Annotated in this window: 24 protein-coding genes; 12 read left to right on the forward strand and 12 right to left on the reverse strand. The window is 66.0% G+C overall.

Annotation, left to right across the window (positions count from 1 at the left end):
* The 3 genes from BVC93_RS17480 to BVC93_RS17490 form a co-directional block, all read right to left on the reverse strand.
* Positions 1-645 carry a helix-turn-helix domain-containing protein gene (locus BVC93_RS17480; RefSeq protein ID WP_192860022.1) on the reverse strand — a complete coding sequence of 215 codons (645 nt, stop codon included), beginning with the start codon at positions 643-645 and terminating at the stop codon, positions 1-3.
* A gap of 478 nt (positions 646-1,123) precedes the next feature.
* A complete protein-coding gene (locus BVC93_RS17485; RefSeq protein WP_083738579.1) occupies positions 1,124-1,624 on the reverse strand; it encodes a lipocalin-like domain-containing protein in 501 nt (166 codons plus the stop codon).
* A 90-nt stretch (positions 1,625-1,714) separates the two neighbouring features.
* Positions 1,715-2,038 (reverse strand): EthD family reductase, encoded by a 324-nt coding sequence (locus tag BVC93_RS17490; protein ID WP_083738580.1) that lies wholly within the window; start codon positions 2,036-2,038, stop codon positions 1,715-1,717.
* A 198-nt stretch (positions 2,039-2,236) separates the two neighbouring features.
* On the opposite strand from BVC93_RS17490, the gene BVC93_RS17495 reads away from it, so the two are divergent.
* From BVC93_RS17495 to BVC93_RS17505, 3 genes are all read left to right on the forward strand, one after another.
* Positions 2,237-3,655: a hypothetical protein gene (locus BVC93_RS17495; protein WP_157516974.1), complete on the forward strand. Its 1,419-nt coding sequence runs from the start codon at positions 2,237-2,239 to the stop codon at positions 3,653-3,655.
* Positions 3,656-3,737: 82 nt separating this feature from the next.
* The gene (locus BVC93_RS17500; RefSeq protein ID WP_236950007.1) at positions 3,738-4,499 is read left to right on the forward strand and encodes a hypothetical protein; all 762 of its coding nucleotides are present in this window, start codon (positions 3,738-3,740) and stop codon (positions 4,497-4,499) included.
* Positions 4,496-4,861 carry a hypothetical protein gene (locus tag BVC93_RS17505; RefSeq protein WP_083738583.1) on the forward strand — a complete coding sequence of 122 codons (366 nt, stop codon included), beginning with the start codon at positions 4,496-4,498 and terminating at the stop codon, positions 4,859-4,861. The genes BVC93_RS17500 and BVC93_RS17505 overlap by 4 nt, the downstream gene beginning before the upstream one ends.
* On the opposite strand, the gene BVC93_RS17510 is transcribed toward BVC93_RS17505, so the two are convergent.
* Positions 4,858-5,586: a hypothetical protein gene (locus BVC93_RS17510; protein WP_083738584.1), complete on the reverse strand. Its 729-nt coding sequence runs from the start codon at positions 5,584-5,586 to the stop codon at positions 4,858-4,860. The two genes, BVC93_RS17505 and BVC93_RS17510, sit on opposite strands and share 4 nt — an antisense overlap.
* Complete coding sequence (locus BVC93_RS33175) at positions 5,511-5,966, reverse strand: hypothetical protein (RefSeq protein WP_157516975.1); 456 nt, start codon at positions 5,964-5,966, stop codon at positions 5,511-5,513. The genes BVC93_RS17510 and BVC93_RS33175 overlap by 76 nt, the downstream gene beginning before the upstream one ends.
* Before the next feature lie 161 nt (positions 5,967-6,127).
* Here BVC93_RS33175 and BVC93_RS17520 point away from each other — a divergent pair, with 161 nt between their 5' ends.
* Complete coding sequence (locus BVC93_RS17520; RefSeq protein WP_083738586.1) at positions 6,128-7,417, forward strand: ClC family H(+)/Cl(-) exchange transporter; 1,290 nt, start codon at positions 6,128-6,130, stop codon at positions 7,415-7,417.
* Between the two features lie 7 nt (positions 7,418-7,424).
* Here BVC93_RS17520 and BVC93_RS17525 read toward each other — a convergent pair whose 3' ends face one another.
* Complete coding sequence (locus BVC93_RS17525) at positions 7,425-7,649, reverse strand: hypothetical protein (RefSeq protein ID WP_083738587.1); 225 nt, start codon at positions 7,647-7,649, stop codon at positions 7,425-7,427.
* Positions 7,650-7,886: 237 nt separating this feature from the next.
* Here BVC93_RS17525 and BVC93_RS17530 point away from each other — a divergent pair, with 237 nt between their 5' ends.
* The 3 genes from BVC93_RS17530 (at position 7,887) to BVC93_RS17540 (ending at position 10,329) form a co-directional block, all read left to right on the forward strand.
* Complete coding sequence (locus tag BVC93_RS17530; protein ID WP_236950008.1) at positions 7,887-8,774, forward strand: metal-dependent hydrolase; 888 nt, start codon at positions 7,887-7,889, stop codon at positions 8,772-8,774.
* The gene (locus tag BVC93_RS17535; protein WP_083738589.1) at positions 8,767-9,903 is read left to right on the forward strand and encodes a PDR/VanB family oxidoreductase; all 1,137 of its coding nucleotides are present in this window, start codon (positions 8,767-8,769) and stop codon (positions 9,901-9,903) included. The genes BVC93_RS17530 and BVC93_RS17535 overlap by 8 nt, the downstream gene beginning before the upstream one ends.
* Positions 9,904-10,044: 141 nt before the next feature.
* Positions 10,045-10,329, forward strand: coding sequence for a hypothetical protein (locus BVC93_RS17540; protein WP_083738590.1), 285 nt, complete (start codon positions 10,045-10,047; stop codon positions 10,327-10,329).
* Between the two features lie 174 nt (positions 10,330-10,503).
* On the opposite strand, the gene BVC93_RS17545 is transcribed toward BVC93_RS17540, so the two are convergent.
* Positions 10,504-10,803, reverse strand: a complete 300-nt coding sequence (locus tag BVC93_RS17545; RefSeq protein WP_083738591.1) for a DUF732 domain-containing protein — start codon at positions 10,801-10,803, stop codon at positions 10,504-10,506.
* A gap of 136 nt (positions 10,804-10,939) precedes the next feature.
* Complete coding sequence (locus BVC93_RS17550; RefSeq protein WP_192860023.1) at positions 10,940-12,472, reverse strand: helix-turn-helix domain-containing protein; 1,533 nt, start codon at positions 12,470-12,472, stop codon at positions 10,940-10,942.
* A 137-nt stretch (positions 12,473-12,609) separates the two neighbouring features.
* Between BVC93_RS17550 and BVC93_RS17555 the strand changes: the two genes are divergently transcribed.
* Both BVC93_RS17555 and BVC93_RS17560 read left to right on the forward strand, forming a co-directional pair.
* Positions 12,610-14,016: a cytosine permease gene (locus BVC93_RS17555; RefSeq protein ID WP_083738593.1), complete on the forward strand. Its 1,407-nt coding sequence runs from the start codon at positions 12,610-12,612 to the stop codon at positions 14,014-14,016.
* Positions 14,013-15,533: an amidohydrolase family protein gene (locus BVC93_RS17560; protein ID WP_083738594.1), complete on the forward strand. Its 1,521-nt coding sequence runs from the start codon at positions 14,013-14,015 to the stop codon at positions 15,531-15,533. The genes BVC93_RS17555 and BVC93_RS17560 overlap by 4 nt, the downstream gene beginning before the upstream one ends.
* A 13-nt stretch (positions 15,534-15,546) precedes the next feature.
* Here BVC93_RS17560 and BVC93_RS17565 read toward each other — a convergent pair whose 3' ends face one another.
* On the reverse strand, positions 15,547-16,560 hold the full coding sequence (locus BVC93_RS17565; RefSeq protein WP_083738595.1) for a CobW family GTP-binding protein: 1,014 nt from the start codon (positions 16,558-16,560) through the stop codon (positions 15,547-15,549).
* A gap of 65 nt (positions 16,561-16,625) precedes the next feature.
* Here BVC93_RS17565 and BVC93_RS17570 point away from each other — a divergent pair, with 65 nt between their 5' ends.
* The 3 genes from BVC93_RS17570 (at position 16,626) to BVC93_RS17580 (ending at position 19,760) form a co-directional block, all read left to right on the forward strand.
* On the forward strand, positions 16,626-17,438 hold the full coding sequence (locus BVC93_RS17570; protein ID WP_083738596.1) for an acyl-CoA thioesterase domain-containing protein: 813 nt from the start codon (positions 16,626-16,628) through the stop codon (positions 17,436-17,438).
* Between the two features lie 68 nt (positions 17,439-17,506).
* Positions 17,507-18,862, forward strand: coding sequence for an acetamidase/formamidase family protein (locus tag BVC93_RS17575; protein ID WP_083738597.1), 1,356 nt, complete (start codon positions 17,507-17,509; stop codon positions 18,860-18,862).
* Between the two features lie 43 nt (positions 18,863-18,905).
* Positions 18,906-19,760, forward strand: a complete 855-nt coding sequence (locus BVC93_RS17580) for a peptidoglycan recognition protein family protein (protein ID WP_083738598.1) — start codon at positions 18,906-18,908, stop codon at positions 19,758-19,760.
* Between the two features lie 70 nt (positions 19,761-19,830).
* Here the strand turns inward: BVC93_RS17580 and BVC93_RS17585 are convergent, their stop codons facing one another.
* The 3 genes from BVC93_RS17585 to BVC93_RS17595 all read right to left on the reverse strand — a co-directional run bounded on the left by BVC93_RS17585 (position 19,831) and on the right by BVC93_RS17595 (position 22,448).
* Complete coding sequence (locus BVC93_RS17585) at positions 19,831-20,601, reverse strand: DUF3060 domain-containing protein (RefSeq protein WP_083738599.1); 771 nt, start codon at positions 20,599-20,601, stop codon at positions 19,831-19,833.
* 39 nt (positions 20,602-20,640) lie between these two features.
* Positions 20,641-20,940: a hypothetical protein gene (locus BVC93_RS17590; protein ID WP_083741120.1), complete on the reverse strand. Its 300-nt coding sequence runs from the start codon at positions 20,938-20,940 to the stop codon at positions 20,641-20,643.
* Between the two features lie 143 nt (positions 20,941-21,083).
* Complete coding sequence (locus BVC93_RS17595) at positions 21,084-22,448, reverse strand: PE-PPE domain-containing protein (protein ID WP_083738600.1); 1,365 nt, start codon at positions 22,446-22,448, stop codon at positions 21,084-21,086.
* Positions 22,449-22,724 lie beyond the last annotated feature (276 nt).

Consider the following 22,724-nt stretch of genomic DNA (forward strand, 5'->3'; position numbering starts at 1 on the left):
TCAGTCCTTCATCTGGTGTGCGGGTGCGGTACTGAGTGGGTTCGGATCGAGGGGCGGGGTGAAATGCGAGGTGATCCACATCGCCTGTGCTGCAACGGTTCCGACATTCACGGCTCGGTGCGGAACGGAGGACAGGTACTCGACGCTGTCGCGGGGTCCCAACGTCATGGTGTCGGGCCCGATCGAGAACTCGATGTGGCCGGTGAGCACGTAGAAGAGCTCGTGGGCGTTGTCGTGGGCGTAGGGCTCGGGACCGGTTGACCCGCCTACCTCGAACGTGCCTTCGTACACCTCCAGCTGATGGATGGGGGGCCGGGACAACAGGAGCTTCTGCAATCCACCGTCACTGGAGAACACCGGACGTTCGTGAGCACGCAAAACTGGCCGTGCAGAGGGTGTTTCGTCAGCCAGCAGCTCAGCCACCGACACCCCCACTGCAGCGGAGATGCGCTTGAGTGCACCGACGGAGACACCGCACTTGCCGTTCTCCAGCTGGCTGATGAAGCCCGCGCTGACACCGCCGCGAGCGGCGGCGTCGCGCGTGGACATTCTGGCGCGTTCCCGGGCTGCCCGGAGTCGTTCGCCGAGGACGGCGCGTGCAGCGTTGTCCACGTCGGTGACAGCAATAGCGGATTCAGAAGACATGTTCTCTGTTCGCTCACGGGTGCTTAACAAATTGCTTAGTGGCGAAACGTAGACCCGCTGAACCATGTGTGCAAGACGTGGCGCACAGAAGGGGCAACTCTTAACACGGGCGTGATACCGCGCAGGTTGATATCGCCGAGGAAGCCGCCGCCTACACCCACCTGCCGGACTGGGTTATCCAAAGGTGGATTGCACACGGTGGCGGCGGGGTACACAGCTGCGCAGGCACTGGGTAGGAGGGGCAGCGGTGAAATCAACTGTCGAACGTGGTACAGCTCGCTGTCCTCGCTGCGGTCATTCGGCTGAATATGCCTTCGCGACAGGTGGATCCGGTTCCCTGTGGTACGAGGTGCTGTGCAGCGATTGTGGCCATACACACAGCGAGCTCACGGGCACTCTCGACGCTGTTGCGTGAATTCGCCGGGCGACGTTCGCCAAGTGTGTTGGAGTCCCGGAACGCGGTGCGCCGTGGGATGACTCAGCGCACCCTCTCGAAGACGATGGTGATCTTCGTCCCGTCCGGGCGGGTGAAATTCTCCGTCATCCGGTCGCCGTCGACAATGATGCGCAAATCATCGGTGGTTCTGACGTCGCCCACCCAGTTCGGGAAGGTGGAACCCTCGACGTAGTTACCGCTGAACTGACCGTCGGCGTCCACGGTGTAGGTGCCGAACAAGCCGATGCTCCCGGCCATGGCTGCCCGGTTCTCCGCATCGGTGCCCTCACCGCGGGCCCCGGATGCGAAACGTGGGACGGATGAGTCCGTCAGCACCTCGACGAACCGCATGTCCGCAGTGAAGCTGAGCATGCCGTTGGGCCGGTCGCCGTATGCCGGGGCAGTCACCCCATCGCGTTCGGTCTCCGCCGAGACCATCCGCCAGGTTCCCAGCACCTGGTTGGGTCCGGCCGCAGCCTCTGCAGAGAAGCCGATCGCGGTCAGGGTGATCATGACGGCGGCGATGAGGGCACGCAGGAGCATGACCTCGAGTGTGCCGCTGCTTCACCGGCTTGTGCCTGGGACAAACAGTCCCTTGCTAATTCCGGCCTCGGGCGCAACCCGTCGCCTGGATCAGGAGTTGGCGGCAATCTCGATGTCGGAGAACAGAACTCGTACACCGCCGGTGGACAACCGGGCCATGGCCTCGAAGAACGCTCCCGCCTCAGGGGTCGTCACGGCGGCGCTCGCGGCGTCGTAGTCGGCGTAGTACAGGTCGATCATGCGGTAGGCGGGGGTGGGACTGCCATCTTCTTTGGGCCAGACCCGCGAGGTCTCGATGCGTAGATAACCCGGAATGGCGCGAGCGGCGTCGAGTTGCTCTGCCTGATAGGCGGCGTCGAAGGCCGCGGGATCGGTGGGGTTGTCGTAGATGACGGTGATCTTCGTTTCGGCCACGCTCGGATCCTCCCAGGTCCTGTACGACTTTGCGTGTCGAACAGCGTGTCACGCGGCGGCGACCATTGCCTCCGAAACGGGCAGCTGATCCGGGGACACCGACACCCGAAGACCCTTGAATCCAATTTCTTCGTGAAAACGCGTGTGGATGGATACGGTTCTGGGAACAAGGCGCGCGGGTCGGACAAGGGAGTTGGGATGCGGGCAGGCGTTGGTTCGGTGGCGGTAACGGGCGTGGCGATTGTCAGCGTGGGGGTCATCGCCGCTACGCCGATCGAGCCGCCACTGCCCGACAAGGTCGAGCCCGCGGTCCAGCTGGCGGCCGACTCCGACTGGTCGGTGATCTTCAACAACGCAGGTCAGAACGCCGGGAGCTTGGTCAACTCGGCCTTCAACCCGGCGTTCCCGATTCTTCAACAGAGCATCGCGAACCAGATCCGCTACCTCGGCGAACTGCCTGACATCGCCGGTATCGCCGAACAGATCGCCATCAATGTTGCCCGCGGCTTCACCGCCCCTGGCTCACCGTCCACCGACACCCTCGATGGCCAGCACACCTTCCTGTACAACGCGCTGCCTTTCATCACCTCGATCCCCGGGGTCGATCTGTTCTTCCAGATCTCGCCGACCGGGCAGATGCTGCTCGACTTCTCCGCCTCACCGCTCAGTGGTGTGCTGCTGGGGCTGGCGGGACCGATCGCCGGTCCCCTCGCGGTGATGGGTATGAACTTCCAGTCGATCATCGAGGACCTCACGGCCGCGAACCCGGATGCGGCGCGGGCGCTGAGCACCTTCGTCAACACCCCGGCACAGATGGTCGACGCGTTCCTCAACGGCGATGTGCACGTCGACATCACAGCACTGGCTGAGGCGTTCGGGCCCGCCATCGGTGTGTCGTTCCCGGAAGGCACCAAGGTGGGTATCACCTTCGGCGGCCTCTTCAGTCCGGGCGGCTCGATCTTCAACGCCCTCGACATGGATTACGAACGGGACATCCTCGGGCTGCCCCTCATCCGGTTCAATCTCGCCACCGGTAACGGGCCCGGGTTCATCGGATCGCTGATCGAGATGAACAAGATCATCGCCAAGGCCATCGGTTGGGATGGCAGCGGCAACCCGTTGGATACCTCCGACCAGCAGCGCAACCGCAGCACTCTGGCCGCAGTCGACGAGATTCCGGACTCCGGTGCACAGCTGGTGAGTCTCGACGCTCCTGCCGCCACGGCTGAGGCCGAGGTCACCCCGGTGGTCGAGGCCGACGTCGTTCTCGACGAGGACGCCGGCGAAGCGGACGACGTGAAACCCGCCAAGAATCAGTGGAATCCGGGCCAGGACCTGGTGGACGGCCTGCGCTCCGCGGTGGACGACTTCGGCAAGATCATGACCAACGGGTTCGCCAAGTCGGCGAAGAAGGTCTCTGCCGACAAGGACGAGACCGACTCGGACGCCGGGGACTCCAAGACCGACGACGCGGCGGACGAGAAGGAGTCGGCCAAGAAGGACGCGGCCGAGAAGAAGGTCGACAGGAAAGACGCCGCCGAGAAGAAATCTGACACCTCGGGCAAGGCAGACAAATCCGACTCCTCCTCCAGCGACAAAAGCGACGCCGCCGCCTGAGCCGCACGAATAGGGCTTGACGCCTCGGCGCGTCAGGCCGGCATCATGCCGCTGGCTGCGAGAAGATACCAATGTGGCTGATGTGACAAATGTGACTACGGTGAAGTCGGACCCCGACAAGATCGAGGAGCAGACGGAGCCTGAGGCGACCTCCGAGGTGACGGCCGAGGCTGCTCCCGCGCAAGAACCGCAGCCTGCGTCGGCCAGCCCGGCGCCGCAGCAGCGGGTCTGGAAGATGCCCACACCTCCGGCCCACCGCGTCGACCAGTTCGGCCGCGCCGCCGTCAAGGTGTTGACCGCGCTCGGAACGGCCATTGCCGCCGTCGCCCGCTTTGTCGGGCATGGCATTGCGCGGCTGTGGCATGCGGTCGAGGCAATTCCAGCGTCGCTGCAGCTGTTCTGCGCCGCGGTGCTGGCCCTGCTGTTCGGCCTCGCCGGCGCCATCGCCCTGGACAACGCGCTGGGTTTGATGTGCACCGTGGTGGTGATTCCGGTAAGTGCACTGGCGCTCGGCGCGCTGGGGCAGCGTTGGTACGGCGGGAACCGGATCGAATCGGCGGGCCGTCCCGCCGAACCCGCGCACTCGGATCTGCAGCGGTCGGTCGAGTACGTCGACAAGAAACTCGCGGTGGCTCTCAACTCGTTCGGCACCGAACGTCACCAGCAGGCGGTCATCGCCCTGTTCCAGGCCAAAACCGCCGTGGAACTCACGCTGGGGACCGAACAGGACGGTGCCGGAGCCATCGACATCCCGGTGCCCGCCGATGATCTGCGACCGCGTATCCGGGTCGGTTCGGCGTCGAAATCGCTGTTGCGGGAGAGTAATTCGATGGCGGCCTCGTGAGTGGGCCGACGCTGACGGGCCACGTCGCTCTCATCGAGGACGACTACACCCTGGTGATCAACCGTGGGGCCGAAGCGGGGGTGAGGCCCGGAATGGTGTTCGCGGTGTGCGCCGACTCCGGCCAGGTGATCACCGATCCCGAATCCGGCGCCGAGTTGGGCTTCCTGCGCCGCGAGGAACTGCAGGTCCGAGTGTTCGACGTCCAACCGTTGTTCGCCAGGGCACACACGTTCGTCCGGACCGACGACTTCCACGGCCTGCTGCATTTCCCGTTCACCGAGCATGTCGTGACCGTGAACGTCGGTGACAGCGTGACCCTGGTTCGCGGTGGACCCGCAGCGCTTCAGACCGGCAGCGGTTAGGCGGCAGCCTCGCTGTCCGACGCCGGCTCAGCTGCCGGAGACTCGGCTTTCTCCTCGTTGGCGGCGCTGTCGCTCGGCTGCTCGGCAGTCTGCGAGTCGGTCTCCGTCGCCGGCTCTTCGGCGGTGTCCAAGTCCTCGGTGACGGGTTCTTCCGCGTCCTCGGCAGGTGCGTCCTGCTCCAATTCCTCTGCTTCGGTGTCGGATTCAGTGGATTCAACAGCCTGGCGCCCGGACTCTGGATCGGGCTCGGTAAGGGACACGGCCGCAGGGTCCTCGGTCGCCACCTCGGTATCGGCCGCCACCTCGGTATCAACGGTGACCGTCACGGCCGACTCGGCCATCGTCGACTCCACCGCGGGACTGTCGACGTCGGCGAAGGTGGGCGGCACGGGCGGATCAGTGGCCAGCGCGGTGCTGATACCCAGCTGGGCTGACTCGATGCCGTCGATGATCGACCTGGCTCCGTCGCCCAGCGAGACCACGAAGTTCCGCGTCCCGTCCACGGCCGCATCGACGATGTTGGTGAGATTCAAGGTCAATACCGCGGCCACGAAGTCCTGGGTGCCCTGGATCAGTGCGGTGGTGACTCCTCCGCCCGCGGTGAGAAAGCCGTTGACCACGTCGATGAACGCTTGCGGCAGCGCCTCGGTCAATGCCACATCCACCAGCAGGGCCTTCTGATAACGCCAGATCCAGGAGTCCAACAGCGGCTGGCCGACGGCCACGACGGAATCGCGGACCGCCTCGGTGAACGTGTCGAATGCCCCACGAAGTCGAGGGCGACCAGTTGCTCGATGATCTCCACGGTGACTCCGGGAATGGCGATCAGCGACTCAGCCAGGCCGATGCCCGCTTGGGCGAAGCCACCCAGGTACACCACCCAGTTCTCGGCCCAGTTGACCACCATCTGTCGCACGATGGGCAGTGACAGGATGTACGGCCAGTCGACCGCCGCCAACTCGACAGGGGGTGCCGAAACCGCTATCGGCGTCGTCACGCGCAACTCCGGTACCGGGTTGGAGGGCGTGATGGGTGCGAACGCCACTGCGCCCGCGCCGACAAACGCCACGCCTGTGGCGAGCCACGACCGTGCTGCGACATCCATGATCAATCCCCTGGGCTGGAAGTGATGTTGCCTGACCACCGGGAACTGTAGTGGCAGGCTCGGCTGGCCGAGAGGTAACCGCACTGACAGACTGAACACCCGACCTCCGAAGGAGATGACCCCGCCGTGCGCAGCAGAAGCGAGCCACCCCGTCCCGGTACATGACTCATCCCGACGTCGGAAAATCAGCACTGCTCTATCTGACAGCGGTGTTCTCGGGCGCACTCATCGGGTTCCTCGGCGGCGCCTTCCGCTGGTGCCTGCAGACTGCGGACCGACTGCGCGGTGAACTGGTCGAATGGTCGCAGGCCGCGCCGGGCCCCGGGTGGCTGGTCCCCATCGCGGTCGCGGCCATCGGTGCCGCATTGGCCGCGCTGATCGTCCGATGGGTGCCGCTGGCCTCCGGTAGCGGCATCCCGCACGTCGAGGCCGTCTACCGCGGCGACGCGAGCGCCCCCAACTTCCTGGTGCTGCCGGCCAGGTTCATCGGCGGTGTGCTGTCGATCGGCTCGGGGCTGGTGTTGGGCCGCGAGGGCCCCACCGTGCACATGGGTGCGGTGATCGGCGCCGAGTCAGCACGGCGGGTCCGCCTGTCCGACAAGGATGTTCGGCTGATGCAGACGGCAGTCGGTGGGGCAGGACTGGCCGTCGCATTCAATGCCCCGATTGCTGGGACGTTGTTCGCTCTGGAAGAGGTCACCAAGTCCTTCCGGTTGGAACCAGTGCTGGCAACGTTGTTCGCCGCAGCCTCGGCGGTGACCTGCACCCGCTGGATGCTGGGCAACAATCCTGATTTCGCCGTGGGCGCGGTGCCCACCCCGGATCTCGCGTGGCTGCCACTGTTCGTGGTGTTCGGGTTACTCACCGGGCTGCTGGGTGCGGCCTACAACCGAAATGTGTTGTGGTTTGTCGATCACATCGGTGGTGTGCGGCGTATTCCAGTGGTGGCCAAGGCGGCGGCCATCGGTGCCGTGATCGGGCTGACCATGTTCATCTCCCCGCTGGCGGTCGGCGGCGGGGACCAGCTGACCCAGACGATCCTCAGCGGCCAGCAGCTGGCCGTTCCGGTGATCATCGGCTACCTGTTGGTGCGTTTTGTCGCGGGGCCGCTGTCGTATGCCGCTGCTGTTCCCGGCGGCTTGTTCGCACCCTTGCTGGCCTTGGGTGCGCTGTGGGGGCTGCTGTTCGTCAGTGGGTTCAACGCAGTGTGGGGCACCGACGTCGGAGCACTGGCCCTCCCGATGGCGTTGGTGGGGATGGCCGCCTTCTTCGGCGCGACTGTGCGGGCTCCACTGACCGGAATCGTGATCGTCATCGAGATGACAGCCACCACGTCGGTGGCCGTGCCGATGCTGGCGGCCACCGCCGCTGCGGTGCTGGTGTCGTACCTGACTGCGACCCCGCCCATCTACGACAGCCTCGGCGAGCGGATGGCTCCGGAGCCGCGATAGCCGCCTGTCACAGGCGGTACATCTCCCGTGCCATCGCCGCCGCTTCGAAACAGTCCGGGCGGCGACGGGGTTGGACGCGCCTGCGCGAGCGCCACTCGGTCCACAACACGGCGACCCAGCGCAAAACGCGTGCTTGCGGAGCCGATGGGGCGATCAGGACCGTGCCGGTGGGAGCGGTGACGGTGCCCAGTGCGCGGTAGCCGCGGGGCATCGTGGCGGTGTTCTCGTTCATGCGATTCAGCGTCGTCGGCGACGTGACGGCGGGCTTGGAGCCTTCGTGGAGATTGCAGAGAGACTCGGTGGAGGTGGGGCCGTCACAAAGTTGTCACTGTCGCTGAAAACTGTTCTACCTGGACATTCGGCACGTTGGATGGCAGTGCCCCCGTTGAACCACGGCAGAGTGGGTATGCGCCATCGACGTTCAAGCCAGGCGACGTCTTCCGCAGAGAGGAAAGGAGCCGATCCCTCGATGGATCCGGCCGATCGAATTGCACCTGAAGAGGTGGCTCTGCGTCCGCGACAGGTTCACTTCAACCTGGACGACGCCCCGCTGCACTGGATCCCGGGTGATCCGTACGGCTCTCACACTGTCACCGCTCTGAACCTGTTCCTGCCGTCCGCGGAGCGCTGGTTCAGCGCGCTGCTGTCCGACGCGCTCGAATACGTGCGGGCAGATCATCTTCGTGAGGAGATCGTCGGTTTCATCGGGCAGGAGGCCGTGCACGCGCAGACCCATGACCGCGTCCTCGTCGACTATCTGCTGCGCCACGGCATCGACCCTGCCCGATTCCTGGCCCAACTCGAGTGGGTGGCCGGACAGTACGACCAGCAGATGGCCAAGGTTCCGAATCGGCACCGGCGCAAGGCGCTGGCGTCAGGCACGCACGCGTTGTGTGCTGCCGAGCACTTCACCGGCGTCCTCGGACACTGGGCGCTGAACAACTCCTGGGATGCGATGGGAGTGGATCCCACGCTCGCGGATCTGTATCGGTGGCATGGCGCGGAGGAGGTGGAGCACCGCCATGTGTCCTACAACGTCGCCAAGTACTTCCACATGGACTTCGTGGCACAAGCGGTGTCCGGACTGATCGTCACCTTCGCGTTGGTGGGAATTGTGCTGCGCGGCACCAAGTTTCTGGTGCATGCCGACCCTGACCTGCCCAATCTCGGCTACCCCCGGCTGCTGTGGAAACTGCGGGCATCCGGAAAGCGCGGCGCCATCCCTACCGGCGGCATGATCGCCAGGGCGGCCGGGCGACTGTTCAAACCCGGTTACAACCCGACGGACGAGGGCGACACCGCGCAGGCGGTCGCGTACCTGGCGACCTCCCCGGCGGCGCGCGCTGTCCATGGTTGAGCCCAAGCGATTCCTGCACCGACTGCTCAAGCCCTACGCCGGCGAACCACCGCCGGGCCTGTACCGAACCCGTCGGCCGGACGCGCTGATCCGGATCGCCGGAGTGGCGGTACCGCACTTCATCTCGGTGGTCACCCGTCTTGGCGGCGACGCGGACCTTCCCGATCTTCCGACGACCGTCAGTAGACGTCGGGTGCGGGTGTCCGGTCGTCGTCAGGTGGCCCGCGACCAGGACGTCGTGCAACTCACGCTCGTCTCGCTGGATGGGTCTGCGCTGAGCCAGTGGCATCCGGGTGCCCACATCGACGTGCACCTGCCGTCTGGACGCGCACGGCAGTACTCGCTGTGCGGAGATCCGCAGCGCGCGCAGGAGTATCGCATCGCGGTCCGGTTGATCGGTAGCGCCGGAGGATCCGCCGAGGCGCACGCGCTGGCCGTCGGCGACGTGGTCGAAGTCAGCGAACCCCGCAACGCGTTCCTGCTGTCACTTCCCGGAACTGCCTCCCGCGCAGAGAGTTTGCGCTTCATTGCGGGCGGAATCGGGATCACGGCCATTCTGCCGATGGTGCGTCTGGCCGATCGGTTGGGCCTGTCCTGGTCGTTGTACTACACCGGCCGCAACCGGGACAGTCTGCCGTTCCTGGACGAACTGCTCGGGTTCGGTGACAACGTGTGCGTCCGCACCGACGACCAGTCCGGCCTGCCCACCGCGGACGACCTCCTGGTTGACATCGACAGTCGCACCGCCGTCTACGTCTGTGGCCCACCTGCGATGACCGACCTGGTGCAGCGCGCCATTCCCGTCGACTCGGGAATCGAGGTGCACGTCGAGAGGTTCTCACCGCTTCCGGTGGTCGACGGTGTGCCCTTCCGCATGGTGCTCGGAGACGGCCATGTGGTGCCGGTGGCCTCAGATCAGAGCGCACTGGCAGCGCTGCGGGAGATCAGGCCGGACGTCGGCTATTCATGCCAGCAGGGCTTCTGCGGCAGTTGCGTACAACGGGTGTTGGAGGGCGACGTGGATCACCGCGACACCCTGCTCACCGACCAGCAGCGGCAGGACGGTCAGATGCTGGTCTGTGTGTCCCGCGCGAAAAGCAATGGTGCCCAGCTAATTCTGGATATCTGAGAGATCCTCACGAACGCCGAATCTTGGGGTAAGTGATGGGGTTACACGTGTCGCGCAACTCTACGACCGGCGACGTGAACTCAGTCCGTTCCCATAGCGGTCTCTGATTGCTTCCTTAGCAATCGACAGCACAGTGGAGGCATGTCCCATTTGACCGAGGTCCGCAGCCACCGGGCAGCGTCGACCGGAAACCCCCGGCGCACGGCCACTGCGTTTCGATTGTCCCTTGCCGGCGCCGTCGTCGTCGCACTGCTGGGCGTGGCCGCTGCCACCGGACAGTGGTCCATGTCCACCGTGTCGGCTCTCCTCGGATTCGCCACCGCTGTGATGATCATCGCCACCGTCTTCGTGGGGTGGGAACGTCAGGTCGATGCCGCCGAATCGGACGGTCTGGTCAAGCATTACGACCAGCACGTCCACGACTGAGGGCATTCCTACCCGAAGCCACCGCCGCCGCGTGACAACAGCGGCGTGCCGACCCGGTGGTTCTGCTGGTGGCCCGGACGACGTACCGCGCTACTGGGGCAACGCGGATCGTGCCGCCTGTTCGGCGTCAATGCCGTAGCAAAGTGCCGACATTTCGGTATCGGTTACCGGCGGCTAGGCCGGGCAGTACACCTGAGTTGCGGCGCTCACGAATGACTCACTTTGCTCGACAGTCCAGTTGGCGGGACCGCTGATCTCGATGGCGATCTGCTCGGGTGCTTGGCCCGCTGCTGCGTAGTCGCAGATGGCGTGGGCCAAGACGATGGCGTTCTCTGCCGACGAGTAGGGGATGGCCTCCCCGTCGATCCTGCTGATGAACATGTCGTCGTTGGCATCGGCCAACGCCGGTGTGGCCGTTCCCAAGGCCAGGCCGACTGCGGACACGCCTGCGGCGAGAATGATTCTGCCGTACATGTCAGCCCCTCTCATTTGTTTGCTGACAGCGATACGCTATGCCATCGTTGAACAATCGCACATCACTTTCGTCAAAGTTTGCGCAACCGTCACTGCATTGTCGTCAGCAAAACCCAATGAGTTTCACGGTTGTGATTCAGCCTAGTCGTAATCGCACCGCCGCCAGCTCCACGGCCACCACCAGCGCACCCGTTGCTCCCGAGGCGTCGCCAACCGGGCGTCCCAGCAGGCTCTCGATGCGGTGTAGACGTTGGTACATCGTCTGGCGGTGAATGTTGAGTTCCCGGGCTGCGGCCACCCGTGAACCGGTGCGGAACAGGGTCGCCAGGGTCGTGATCAACTCTGCGGACCGTTCGGTGGTCAGCAGCGGTCCCAGCACCGCACGCACGAAGCGGTCCACGGCACTGGCGTCCAGTTGGGACAGCAGATGGTCGATGGCCACGTCCCGGGCCAGGCCCACGAATTCGGTCTCGGTGGCCAGATGGGCAGCCGTCGCAGCAGTGGACATAGCCTCCGCCAGGGCGGGAAGTTCCCGCGTGGGTTCGGCAACGCCGATGCGCAAGGCGCGCGGCAGGGGCGACGAATACAGCTGGGCCACCACCTCGTCAGCCAGTGACCCGGCCTGACGGCGAGCATCGAAACGCACGATCGACCGGTACCTGCCATCCCGGATCTCCGAGAGCACCGGCCGGTCATCTCGATGCAACACCGCCGCGAGTTCGGCGACCTGCAGCGGGCCGTCGACCGACAGCGCCACCACCCCGATGTACCAGCCACCCGGAGCAAACCCCAGCTCACCGGTGGCACGCCGCAACGCTGCCTCGGTGTCGGCCCGCAGCGCGGGCGGCCGGGAAGTGTCCTCGGCCAATGTCAGCAACCGGAACACTTCGCGCAGGTGCTGATCGGAACGTGTCAGTGGACGCCAACGCAGCAGCGCCAGTGCCAGCGACTCCGGTGCCCGCCGGCACACCGCGGTCACCATCTGCAGATCCACACCCGCACGCGGCAGCACCTCCAGCGTCGCAATGGTCACGCCCGCGGACTCGATGGTTGCCACGTGTGCGTACGCGCGCGGGCGTGCGCCATCCACCTCGGCGGAGGCCAGCACCGCGCCCGAGGCGGAGCGCACCGCGATGGAACAGCCGCTGAGGTCGCGCAGTGCCGACACCATGTCGTCGAGATCGCCCTGTGCGGCCAACACCCCGGCCAGAAGGTGCGTCACCTCGTCGTTGAAGTGCAGCGCTCGCACCGACTCATTCACCAGACGGCTGTTGATGGCCCTGGTGACCTCGACGAACCGCACCACCTCGGTGAGCTCGATGAGGGGAAACCCACGCACAGTGGCCCGCTCCGCCAGCGCGACCGGAATGGTGCCCACCCGCGGTCTTTCCACCGCCAGCCCGGCGGCGCCGGCATCGGCCAGCGAGTCGACGTAGGCGTGCAGCTGCTCGGCCGTGGAGTCGCGCAAGATGACGCCCGCAACCAGAAGCAACTCGCCACCGGTGAGCAGCTCGGCGATGTCGAGCACCTCACTGGTGTGCACCCAGCGGATCTCGGTGTCCAGGCGGTCCCATCCGGCCAGCACCTGGGGGCGGGCGGCAAACAGAGCGGGGTCGTCGAGCACATCACGCAGGCTCAGCGACGATTGAGGGGTCGGTGCGGGAATCACGGCCACCTACTCGACTAAAGGTATATAAAACATCGAAATCTATAGACGAAATGTCTATCACCGAATCGTGGATGGTGCTCTGAGGATGTAATCAACGCACCGACGCGGCCTACTCCTTTTCACGGACAGGAACCCACATGTCAGCTGTCTCCACGGGGGAATCCACACCCGAGGCTCTCGAATCCGAGCTCGCGGTCATCCCCGAATCCGGCCGGACCACCGATGTCCGCGGCCAGTTCTGGATCTGGGCGGGCGCCAACATCGCCCCCATCAACTGGGTGCTGGGTGCGCTCGGCGTGTCCATGGGCCTTGGCCTGTTCGAGACCATCGCCGTTCTGGCCGTCGGCAACGCCGTCGGCATGTCGCTGTTCGGCATCTTCGTGGTGATCGGTCAGCGCACCGGCGTCACCGGAATGGTGCTCTCACGCGCGGTGTTCGGCCGCCGCGGCGCCTACGTCCCGGCCGCCGTGCAGTCGATCGTCTGCATGGGCTGGTGCGCGGTCAATACCTGGATCGTGCTCGATCTGGTGATGGCGCTGTTGGGGCGTATCGGCTTGGTGGACCCGGAGAACAGCTCGGCGGCACCGAGAATCGCAGTGGCCGCCGTCATCATGGTGATCCAGGTGGTGATCGCGTGGTTCGGCTACCGCGTGATCTCGGCATTCGAACGGTGGACGGTGCCGCCGACAGTGCTGGTGCTGGTGGCGATGACGTTGGTGGCGTGGTTCGGCCTCGACGTCCAGTGGGGCTACACCGGTGACCCGGCACTGACCTCCGCAGAACACATCGCCGCGCTCACCGCTGTCATGACGGCCATCGGAATCGGTTGGGGCATCACCTGGTTGGGCTACGCCGGTGACTACTCACGGTTCGTTTCCACCTCGGTGCCGGCCCGCAAACTGTTCCTGGCCAGTGCGCTGGGGCAGTTCATCCCGGTGGTGTGGCTGGGTGCCCTTGGCGCCACGCTGGCCACCTTGAGCTCGTCCACCGATCCCGGCGAGATCATCGTCGACGCCTACGGTGTGCTGGCCATCCCGGTGTTGCTGTTGGTGGTCCACGGTCCGCTGGCCACCAACATCCTCAACATCTACACGTGCACGGTGTCCACCCAGGCCCTCGACATCCGTATCGACCGCCGCATCCTCAACATCGTGATCGGTGTGGTCGCCATGGGCGTGGTGGTGGTGTTCGTGCTCAACGGTGACTTCGCAGCTACCATCGACGCCTGGCTGGTCGGCATCGTCGGATGGGTATCACCGTGGGCCGCAGTGGTTCTGGTGCACTGGTTCGTGATCGCCCGCCAGCAGGTGGACGCGCAGGCGCTGGTTGCCCCGGCCGATGCCGGGCTGGTGCCGGCTGTGCGACCCGCCGCACTGATCGCCCTGGGCATCGGCATCGTGTGCACGTGGCTGTTCATGTACGGCCTGCTGCCAATGCTCCAGGGGCCGGTAGCCATGGCGATGGGTGGCATCGATTTGTCCTGGCTGGCCGGCGGAACCGCGGCCGCACTGAGCTACCTGGCACTGGACAAGGTGATTCGATGAACTACCTGATCAACCACGCGACCGTCCTGACGATGGACGGAGCTACCGGCGCCACTCCGGTGACCCGGTCCATCCGGATCGTCGACGGCGAGATCACCGCCGTTGCGGCAACACTCGATACCGAACCGGGTGACACCGTGATCGACGGCAGGGACCGGCTGGTGGTACCGGGTTACGTCAACGCGCACACTCATTCCTGGGAGGCGCTGTTCCGGGCCCGGATGGACAATCTTCCCCTGGAACACTGGATGCTGTTGAGCTACCCGGTGCTGGGGCTGGCGCCGTTGTCACCGGATCTGATCCGGCTGCGGTCACAGTTGGTGGCCATCGAGTCGCTGCGCAACGGTGTCACCACTTTGGTGGACGACGTGCTCGAGATCCCGGGGCAGAACGAGGATCAACTGGCAGCGGTGTTCGAGGCATACGGCGACAGCGGTATCCGGGCCAACATCTCCGGGCACGTCATGGACCGGCCGTTCGTTGACCACTTCCCATTCCTGGGTGACGTGCTGGACTCCGACCTGCGCCGGCAACTCGATGCGCTGGCCGTGGTAGGCCAGGACGAGTACCTGGCCTACGCCAGGTCGTCGGCCCAGAGGTACTCCGATTACGCCGGTGGGCGACTGCGCTTCATGGTGGGACCCTCTGCACCACAACGGTGTTCGCCGGAACTGCTGACCGGGATCGACGCCCTGGCCGCGGAGTTCGACCTCGAGTTCCACATCCACGTCCTCGAGACCCGCACCCAGGCGGTGACTGCGGGCGAGTTCTACGGCAAGACCATGGTCGAATACCTGCATGCCCTCGGCGTGCTCAACGAGCGTGTCACCATGGCGCACGGCATCTGGATGACAGACTCCGACATCGACGTGCTGGCCGACACCGGGGCCTCGGTGTCTCACAACCCCATCTCCAATCTCAAACTCGGTTCCGGGATCGCGCCGTGGCGCAAGTACCTCGATGCCGGGGTGAACCTGGGAATCGGCACCGACGGGATGTCCAGCAGTGACACCGCCAGGATGTCCGAGGCGGTCAAGGCGGCTGCCCTGCTGCACAAGGTCACCGGCCCGGACTACCGTCAATGGCCGACGGCGGCCGAGGTGCTGACCGCGGGCACCCTGGGCGGCGCACGGTCGGCCAGGCTGGGAGACGCCGTGGGCAGCATCGAAGTGGGCAAACGCGCCGACCTGGTGTTCTACGACATGACCTCGCTGGCGTTCACGCCGCGCAACAACCCGGAACTGCACCTGGTGTACTCGGAGAACGGGTCCTCCATCAACACCGTGATGGTGGACGGTCGAATCGTGATGCAGGACAACACCTTGACCATGATCGACGAGCGGGCTGTGCTCGATGAACTGCAAGCCCGTGGGCCCGAACTGCGAAGCTGGCAGGCAGAGTTGGAGACGCTGAACCGGGCGCTGCTGCCTGCCTTCGACCGGCAGTACGCACAGGTGATGGACCGGCGCACCACCATGGATCGCTACAGCGGCCGCGGGGAGTGCTGGCTCAACTGAAGCCGGGGAACCGTCAACGCAGGTGTCGTTGCAACCGACGTGCCGCGGCCGCGGACGGCGGCACGCTGGTGGGACGCAGGGCTGTCGACAGGCTGGCGTGCACGGCGTCGGTGTCCAGATGCATGCCGATGGCCACCAGGCAGTTGGCGGGGGTGCGCGAGGACGCACGGGCGACGTACACGGCCGACCCGACGACGTTGACGTCGAGCTTGCGGGCGGCCGAGCGCTGCCGCACCGCCACCGTGCCCTTCAACCGGTAGACCCCCGGTGGCGGGTTTTCCAGAAGCTCCACCAGCGCCAGCGGGTCGACGTCACCGGCTGTGGTCACCGTCACCGAGTCGGCGTGGACATGGTGGTGGGCCACCTCCTCGGTCTCGGCTTCGAACAGCGCGTCACGGAAAGACAACTGGCCGAATTCGTCCTGAGCCGAAGCCACGTCGTAGAGCAGCGACGGATCGATCCGGCCGCCGATGGCGCCCACCACCTGGGCGCGTGGATTACGTTGGTGAACGCGGTTTTCCACCTGGCGGATCACCTTGTCCCGCTCGGATTCGGCGATCTGGTCCAGCTTGTTGACCACCACCAGGGTGGCCGCCCCGTAACGCGCGGGCGGGATGCCGCCGTCGTCCACGCGGTCGAAGTGGGTCACCGCGTCCACCACGTCGACCACCCCACCGTCGCGCACCCCGGCCACGCCGCTGAAACCGACCATCCGCGCGATGGACACCGGGTCGGCCAGGCCGCTGGCCTCGATGATGATGGCATCCAGGCGTAGCTTCGGGTCGGCCAGGCGGGCCAGCGCCGCGTCCAGTTCGCCGTCATCGGGCAGACAACAGATGCAGCCTCCCGCGATGGATGCGGGCTCGTCGACCTGACCGCTGACCAGGCCGGCATCGATGTTGATGTCACCGAAGTCGTTGATCACCACGCCGATCCGCGCATGTGGGGTCCGTAGCACGTGGTTGAGCAGACTGGTTTTGCCTGCTCCCAGGTAACCCGTGACGGCGATGACGGGGATTGGTTGCACGACCGCGCACCTTACCGTCGTGCACCGACCCGCGACAGGTTGAGCCACTGTGCGACGATGCGAAAATGAGCCAGCGTCGCTTCCACTTCCTCCGACTCGACGAGGACCGCTACCAGCCCACCGAGTACGCGCAGAGCCATTGGGGCCCCGACCACCTCAATGGCCCCGCCGTGGTCGGACTGGCGGCGCACGCCCTGGAGACGCTGTACGGCCTCGACGAGTTCCTCCCGGCGCGGCTGACAGTCGACCTGTTCAAAGCCGCCCGCGGGGTGCCCACCACCGCGAAAGCCGAGCTGATCCGTGACGGCCGCCGGGTGCGCAACTCAGAGTGCGAACTGGTGCAAGACGGCGTCACCGTGGCCCGTGCGGTGCTGGTGCAGTACCGCCGCGCCGAGGCGCCCCGGGGTGCCGAGTGGGTGCGGCCCTTCGGGCCCAGCATGCCGGCGCAGCTCGACGAGACCCGCGGCATCAACATCGGCAGCGCCGGGAAGGGGTGGACGACGGCCATCGCCGACCACCAGAATGCGGAGCGCAAACGCAGCTTCAGCCGCACCATCGATGTGGTGGACTCCCACGAAAGCACACCGTTCGTGCGGGCGGCGATGGTCGCCGAGGGCACCAGCCTGGTGACCAACCTGGGTACCGCAGGCGTGGGGTACATCAACGGCGACCTGACGGTGGCGTTGTCGCGGTTGCCGGTCGACGAATGGATCGGGCTGGAGGCGGATTCGCACTGGGCCGCCGAGGGCATCTCGGTAGGCGCGGCCACGTTGTTCGACCGCGACGGAGCCTTCGGCACCGGACTGGTGACTGCCGTGAGCAATCCGGCCGCGCAGATCGACTTCGGCAACGATCCCTTCCCGTCGCGCACCCGCTGAGGTGCGGGTTTTCCCGGGCGCAACATCGTCTGGGTAACTTCGGCTGGACCGACGATCCGGGAGGTCCGATGAACGAATTCGCCCGTAGCGCAGCCGTTACGCTGATCAACGGAATCGGCAGACGAGATTTTGTCCGAGCTGTCGCGGCCGTGGGAGCCGGTGCGTCCGTGGTGACGGCGTGTGGTTCCGGCGGCAGCAGCCCCGCGCCGTCGCGCCCGTCCACCGGGGCAGCTGAGGGGTTCACCGTTCTGCAGCCCGGTCAGGGTGATGTCAGCGGAGATCACTACCTGCAGTCGCTGCCGGACGAGGTGCTGTGGGGCTATGTCCCCAATGTGCATGCCACACCGGTGATCACGATGGGTTCGGGAGAGACTGTCACCATCGACGCCGTGTCCCACGAGGGCATCCTGGAAGACCAGGGTCGCAACCCGCTGGAGTACTTCGGTGCTCAGGGTGTCGCCGAATCCGATGTGCTGCAGGACGCCATCGATATCGCCGCCGACTACACCCGCACTCCACGCGATTTCGACAAGGACGGCCCCCACGTGGTCACCGGCCCGGTGTTCGTCGAGGGAGCGATGCCGGGTGATGTCCTGAAAATCGAGACGCTACAAGCTGTTCCGCGGGTGCCCTACGGTGTGGTGTCCAGCAGGCACGGCAAGGGGGCGTTGGCCCGCAGTGCCGACGGAGGTGCTGCTGCCGGAATCAGCCCCGACGAGGTGATGCCGCCGATCAGCACCGATGGCAGACCCAACCCGGATCCCACTCAGTACGGCAATGTGTCGACGTTCACCGCCGTCGACGACGGCCAGGGTGTGATGGCCTACGGCAACACCACGGTGCGGTTCCCACTGCAACCGTTCATGGGGATGATGGGTGTGGCGTTCTCTGAGGACCCCGATCCCATTGCGGCCAGCGCGAATTCGATACCACCCACCGTGGGTGGCGGAAACATCGACATCAAGTTGCTGGGCGAAGGGTCGACGTTCTATCTGCCGGTGTTCGCCGAAGGCGCGCTGTTCTACGTCGGCGACCCGCACATGGCGATGGGCGACGGCGAGGTGGCTCTGACGGCCATGGAAGGGTCTTTGCGTGGCACCTACCGGTTGTCGGTGTGCAAACCGGGGTCCGGGGAGGCGCCCTCGGTGGCCTACCAGTACCCCTTCGCCGAGACTGCCGACGCCTGGGTGCCCATCGGGTTGTCCGACCCCGACGGCTCGATCAACGGGCAGGGCAGTGACCTCGACATCGCGATGCGCCGTGCCGTGGTCAACGCGCTGGATTTCCTGGAGACCGACCAGGGCATGGACCGCGCCACCGCCTACGCCTACCTTTCGGCGGCCGCGGACTTCTCGGTGTCGCAGGTGGTGGATCGCACCGTCGGCGTGCACGGACAGATATACAAGTCGCACTTCGCCGCCTGAAATCGGGCCGCCGGAGCGGCATCCGTCGGTAGGGTGGGCGCACGTGGCCGTGACAACACGCTGGACGGGTGACCCGATCTGGCTGGCTGAGGTGTTGCGGGCCGAAGGTGTGGACCTGGTGGAATACCCCGGTTGGCGGAGCCGGGGCCACGGCGATTTCAAGGACATCCGTGGAGTGATGGTGCACCACACCGGCTCCGACACCGCCACGGCCGCATCCATCGCCGAGGGCAGGCCCGACCTCGACGGCCCGCTGTCGCAGTTGCACATCGCCCGCGACGGCACCGTCACGGTGGTGGCCGCCGGAGTGGCTTGGCACGCCGGGGTGGGGATGTACCCGTGGCTGCCGACCAATATGGGCAACTGGCACACCATCGGTATCGAATGCGCCAACAGCGGCACGTCCCCGTCGGCGCCGCACCGACGCAACTGGCCCGACGCCCAGTACGTCGCGCTGGTGCGGAGTTGCGCGGCCCTCAACCGCAAACTGGGACAGAGTTCGGCGCGCACCATCGGGCACAAGGAGTACGCGGGCCGCGCACAGGGCAAATGGGATCCCGGGGCCATCGACATGGACACGCTGCGCACCGATATCGCTGATCGCATCGGCACCCGTGACGACCCGGCCTCTACGCCCCGACCACCGGTGCCGGTGGGGGAGTACGCCGACATTCTGCTGTTCCGTGGCTCCACGGGCCCGCAGGTCGCCGAGTTGCAGCGCAGGCTCAAACATGCCTACGCGCAGTACGCGGGTGAGCTGGAGATCGACGGGGTATTCGGGCCGCACACCGAGGCTGTCGTCCGCGAATTCCAGCGTCGTACAAAGGGTCTCAAGGTCGATGGGGTGGTGGGCCCGGCGACGGCGGCAGCACTGCGGCTGCGGTTCAGCCGTCTCTAGCCGGGTCTGCTCGGCGCCTCCGGCTCTGCCTCCCGTTTCGCCGACCCCAGCGGTCGCCGTCGTTGCCCGGTCAACCGCCGCGTTGGACCGAGTTCCCGCCGCCGGATTCGGTGATCTCAGGGTCCCCGTCGCGGTAGGTGACGATGTTGTCGAAGCCTGACACCGTGATGGCCCCGGAACCGGCGATCCGTACTTCGTTGCGCACGCCCGACACCCTGACCTCGGCGCACAGCCCGGTCAGCTCGACAGCATTGTCGACGCCGCTGACGTTGACGTCGCCACCTGCACACTCGATGGTCCGGTTGTTGTCCACACCGGACACCGTGATGCTCTCACCGGGGCCGACGGGGGCCTGCGGCACGGCAGGCGTCCCCACCCCCGGGACGTCGGGGATGACGATCGGCGGGATCTCGATGTCGATGGCGGGCACCGTCGATTGCGGGGATTCGAACGACTCCACGAACGACGACACGTTGTTGAACTGGTTCATGAACCAGATGGCACCGCCGGCGGCGACCGCGCCCACGATGAGGACCACGCCCACCCCCACCATGGTGGCCACCTTGAACCCCGAACCCGAGCCGGGTGGCGGCGGCGGGGGGTACGCAGGCCCGTAGCCGGCGGGTGGCGGCATGGGTGGCAGCGGCCCGGACATGGGCGGTGGCGGCGGGTACGGATCAGTGGAGTAGGGCTGCGTCGAGTAGCCCCGGTAGGCGCTCGTCGGCGGCGGGTACGCGTCCGGACCCGGTGCCTCGGTGCCCAGCTCCGACGCACGCGCCCGGTCGCTGAGCGGGCGTTCCAGGTCCCGAATCCGGGCCTCCGGGTCGTCCTGTGGATCCATGCGCCGATGGTCCCACACAGCGGCCCGGCCGGACCGAGTTCAGCGCGTGCAGTTCAGCGAGACGGTGATGGTCTTTCGCTCGACATCGAAGACATTGTTGTCATCGTCGTCGAAGTCGACGAAAGACCGCTGCACCCGTGGGTTACGCACCGAGGTCACCTCGCAGTCGTCGAGCGTAGCGCTGCCCACCCGGTCGAGCTTGACATCGAATCCCTGGGCCCTGAGCAGACCGATGGTGGTGGATGCCGAATCCGCGGCCAGGGCCCCGGGAGCCGACAACAGTCCGGCGGCGGCAGCGGCTGCGGCCAGGCCTGCGACAGTGAGGATGTGCTTGTTCATGGTGAAATCCTTTGTGGTGGAGCCGGTGTCGGCTGGTTGTTGGTGACACCAATGCTGTCGAACCAGAAAGGACCGCACTTGGAGGCAGTGTGGAGATTGCCTGGAGATCGGAGGTAGGGAATCAATCGCGCGCGGAGGCGATGTCACCCAATGCCGTGTTCGTCGGCCGTGGGAGCAGACGCCTCGGTCGGGGAGCCCTGCGCGGGCTCGTCGGTGTGGCCGTTGTCGTCATCGCCTGAATCCGTTGGCGCCGTCGCTTCGGCCTCGGCGTCAGCCGCCGGGGTGTCCTCGTCGAGCAGGTCGTCGTTGTCTTTCGCATCGGCCTTGGCTCGGTCGTTGCGTGTGCGATGGTGCGGGTTGTCGAGTTCGTCGTCTGCACCGTCGTTCCGGTGGCGGTCGACGGCCGACGATGCTTCTGCTTGCTCCGCCGGCGCATCTGGCTCCAAAGGCTCTGGTGGCGTAGAGATTGTCGCGCGGGCATTTTTGATCCCGGTGTCGAATGCGCCGGCCAGGTCAGTGGTCAGCTGGACCGGATCGATGCGTGGAAACAGGCCGAACCCGGAAGGACGGCCGTACTCGGTGTCGCGGTCATAGCCCAGTTCCACGAGTACCCGCAGTGTCGGTTCTATCAGTGCGACAAGTGGTTCGGTGATCGCGGTGGCACCGTGGTCGATGCCGAGTTGACGCAGGGGCTGTACCAGGGGCAGTTGCCTGGTGGGAATGGTGATGTAGGTGGTGTCGCCATAGACCTGCTGGTTGTTGGGGTCCTGCATGGCCGCCAGCAACTCGGCCTCGGTGTACCCGTTGTGCCCCAGGAGATAGTCGCCGTGGATGTCGATGCCGATGACGGAGTTCAACAGGGCGAAGAGGTTCAGGGGGTACTTGGGGAAGTCGGCGGCGATGTCGTACTGAAAGGCGATGTCCGTGGTGGGGATGCCCGCTTCGGTGGGTGTGCCGCCGCTGCCGGTGAACTCCAGCACCGGAATGGTCAGTCCGGCGAATCGTGCCAGCAGACCTCCGTTGGGGCGGTTGGGGTTTCCGATCATCACGATCTGGACATCGGTCGGCATATCAGTGGGGTGGGTGGCGAGTCTGCGCTTGACGAAGGTCACCACCGTCGCGCTCTGCGAGCTGCCGAACAGCACCACCCGCTCCTCGGGATCCGCGGCATGCGCGTTGCGCAAGGCGGTCTCGAGGCTGAGGACGCCGTCGGACACCGACCGGTCGTAAGTCAGCGCGTCCGTGCCGCCCCACTGCGGAAACGGCCAGAACTGCGCCGGGTACACCACGCCGTCGACGTCGCAGTCGCCGACGGCACAGGAGGTGAATGGGGCGAGGAATTCCGTGTGGACATGCGGCAGATAGTCGCCGAGTTGTTCGGGATCGGGTTGGTCGGTGCCGCCCATGACCAAGGCCGTCACGGCGGCCGCGCCGGGCGCAACCAGCGCGGGTGCCAGCGCTACGGCGGCCACACTCACCACCGCCGTGGCGATTCCTCGTCTCACCATCACGTCCCTCCCGGTCGACGTCGCAACATCGTGCCAGGAGAGGCCGGGAAGAGGCCCGGTTTCCGCATGGTTGATGGCTGAGATCGTTTGCCAGTAGCCGACTCTGCCCTACGGATTCAGTCACTGCTCACCGTCGGGAGCGCCAGTGCGGGGCGGGTGGACACCGAACTGCAGGGCTCGATCGCGCCGGCAGCGCTTTGACCAGGGGGTGGGCATCGCGGCGGGCCGCCGGAGCGGCTCCGGTTGACGGTGCGGATTCCGTAGCGCGCACTTGTT

It is taken from the genome of Mycobacterium sp. MS1601 (assembly GCF_001984215.1).
In the GTDB taxonomy this organism is placed as follows: Bacteria; Actinomycetota; Actinomycetes; order Mycobacteriales; family Mycobacteriaceae; genus Mycobacterium.

What these genes read in the sequence shown, in the direction of transcription:
- BVC93_RS17590 (WP_083741120.1), bottom strand. Translation starts at nt 20,940, where the DNA reads ATGAACAAGCACATCCTCACTGTCGCAGGCCTGGCCGCAGCCGCTGCC.
- BVC93_RS17485 (WP_083738579.1), bottom strand. Translation starts at nt 1,624, where the DNA reads ATGCTCCTGCGTGCCCTCATCGCCGCCGTCATGATCACCCTGACCGCG.
- BVC93_RS17525 (WP_083738587.1), bottom strand. Translation starts at nt 7,649, where the DNA reads ATGAACGAGAACACCGCCACGATGCCCCGCGGCTACCGCGCACTGGGC.
- BVC93_RS17575 (WP_083738597.1), top strand. Translation starts at nt 17,507, where the DNA reads ATGAACGAATTCGCCCGTAGCGCAGCCGTTACGCTGATCAACGGAATC.
- BVC93_RS17540 (WP_083738590.1), top strand. Translation starts at nt 10,045, where the DNA reads ATGTCCCATTTGACCGAGGTCCGCAGCCACCGGGCAGCGTCGACCGGA.
- BVC93_RS17495 (WP_157516974.1), top strand. Translation starts at nt 2,237, where the DNA reads ATGCGGGCAGGCGTTGGTTCGGTGGCGGTAACGGGCGTGGCGATTGTC.
- BVC93_RS17480 (WP_192860022.1), bottom strand. Translation starts at nt 645, where the DNA reads ATGTCTTCTGAATCCGCTATTGCTGTCACCGACGTGGACAACGCTGCA.
- BVC93_RS17560 (WP_083738594.1), top strand. Translation starts at nt 14,013, where the DNA reads ATGAACTACCTGATCAACCACGCGACCGTCCTGACGATGGACGGAGCT.
- BVC93_RS17520 (WP_083738586.1), top strand. Translation starts at nt 6,128, where the DNA reads ATGACTCATCCCGACGTCGGAAAATCAGCACTGCTCTATCTGACAGCG.
- BVC93_RS17555 (WP_083738593.1), top strand. Translation starts at nt 12,610, where the DNA reads ATGTCAGCTGTCTCCACGGGGGAATCCACACCCGAGGCTCTCGAATCC.
- BVC93_RS17535 (WP_083738589.1), top strand. Translation starts at nt 8,767, where the DNA reads ATGGTTGAGCCCAAGCGATTCCTGCACCGACTGCTCAAGCCCTACGCC.
- BVC93_RS17585 (WP_083738599.1), bottom strand. Translation starts at nt 20,601, where the DNA reads ATGGATCCACAGGACGACCCGGAGGCCCGGATTCGGGACCTGGAACGC.
- BVC93_RS17595 (WP_083738600.1), bottom strand. Translation starts at nt 22,448, where the DNA reads ATGGTGAGACGAGGAATCGCCACGGCGGTGGTGAGTGTGGCCGCCGTA.
- BVC93_RS33175 (WP_157516975.1), bottom strand. Translation starts at nt 5,966, where the DNA reads ATGGATGTCGCAGCACGGTCGTGGCTCGCCACAGGCGTGGCGTTTGTC.
- BVC93_RS17570 (WP_083738596.1), top strand. Translation starts at nt 16,626, where the DNA reads ATGAGCCAGCGTCGCTTCCACTTCCTCCGACTCGACGAGGACCGCTAC.
- BVC93_RS17530 (WP_236950008.1), top strand. Translation starts at nt 7,887, where the DNA reads ATGGATCCGGCCGATCGAATTGCACCTGAAGAGGTGGCTCTGCGTCCG.
- BVC93_RS17545 (WP_083738591.1), bottom strand. Translation starts at nt 10,803, where the DNA reads ATGTACGGCAGAATCATTCTCGCCGCAGGCGTGTCCGCAGTCGGCCTG.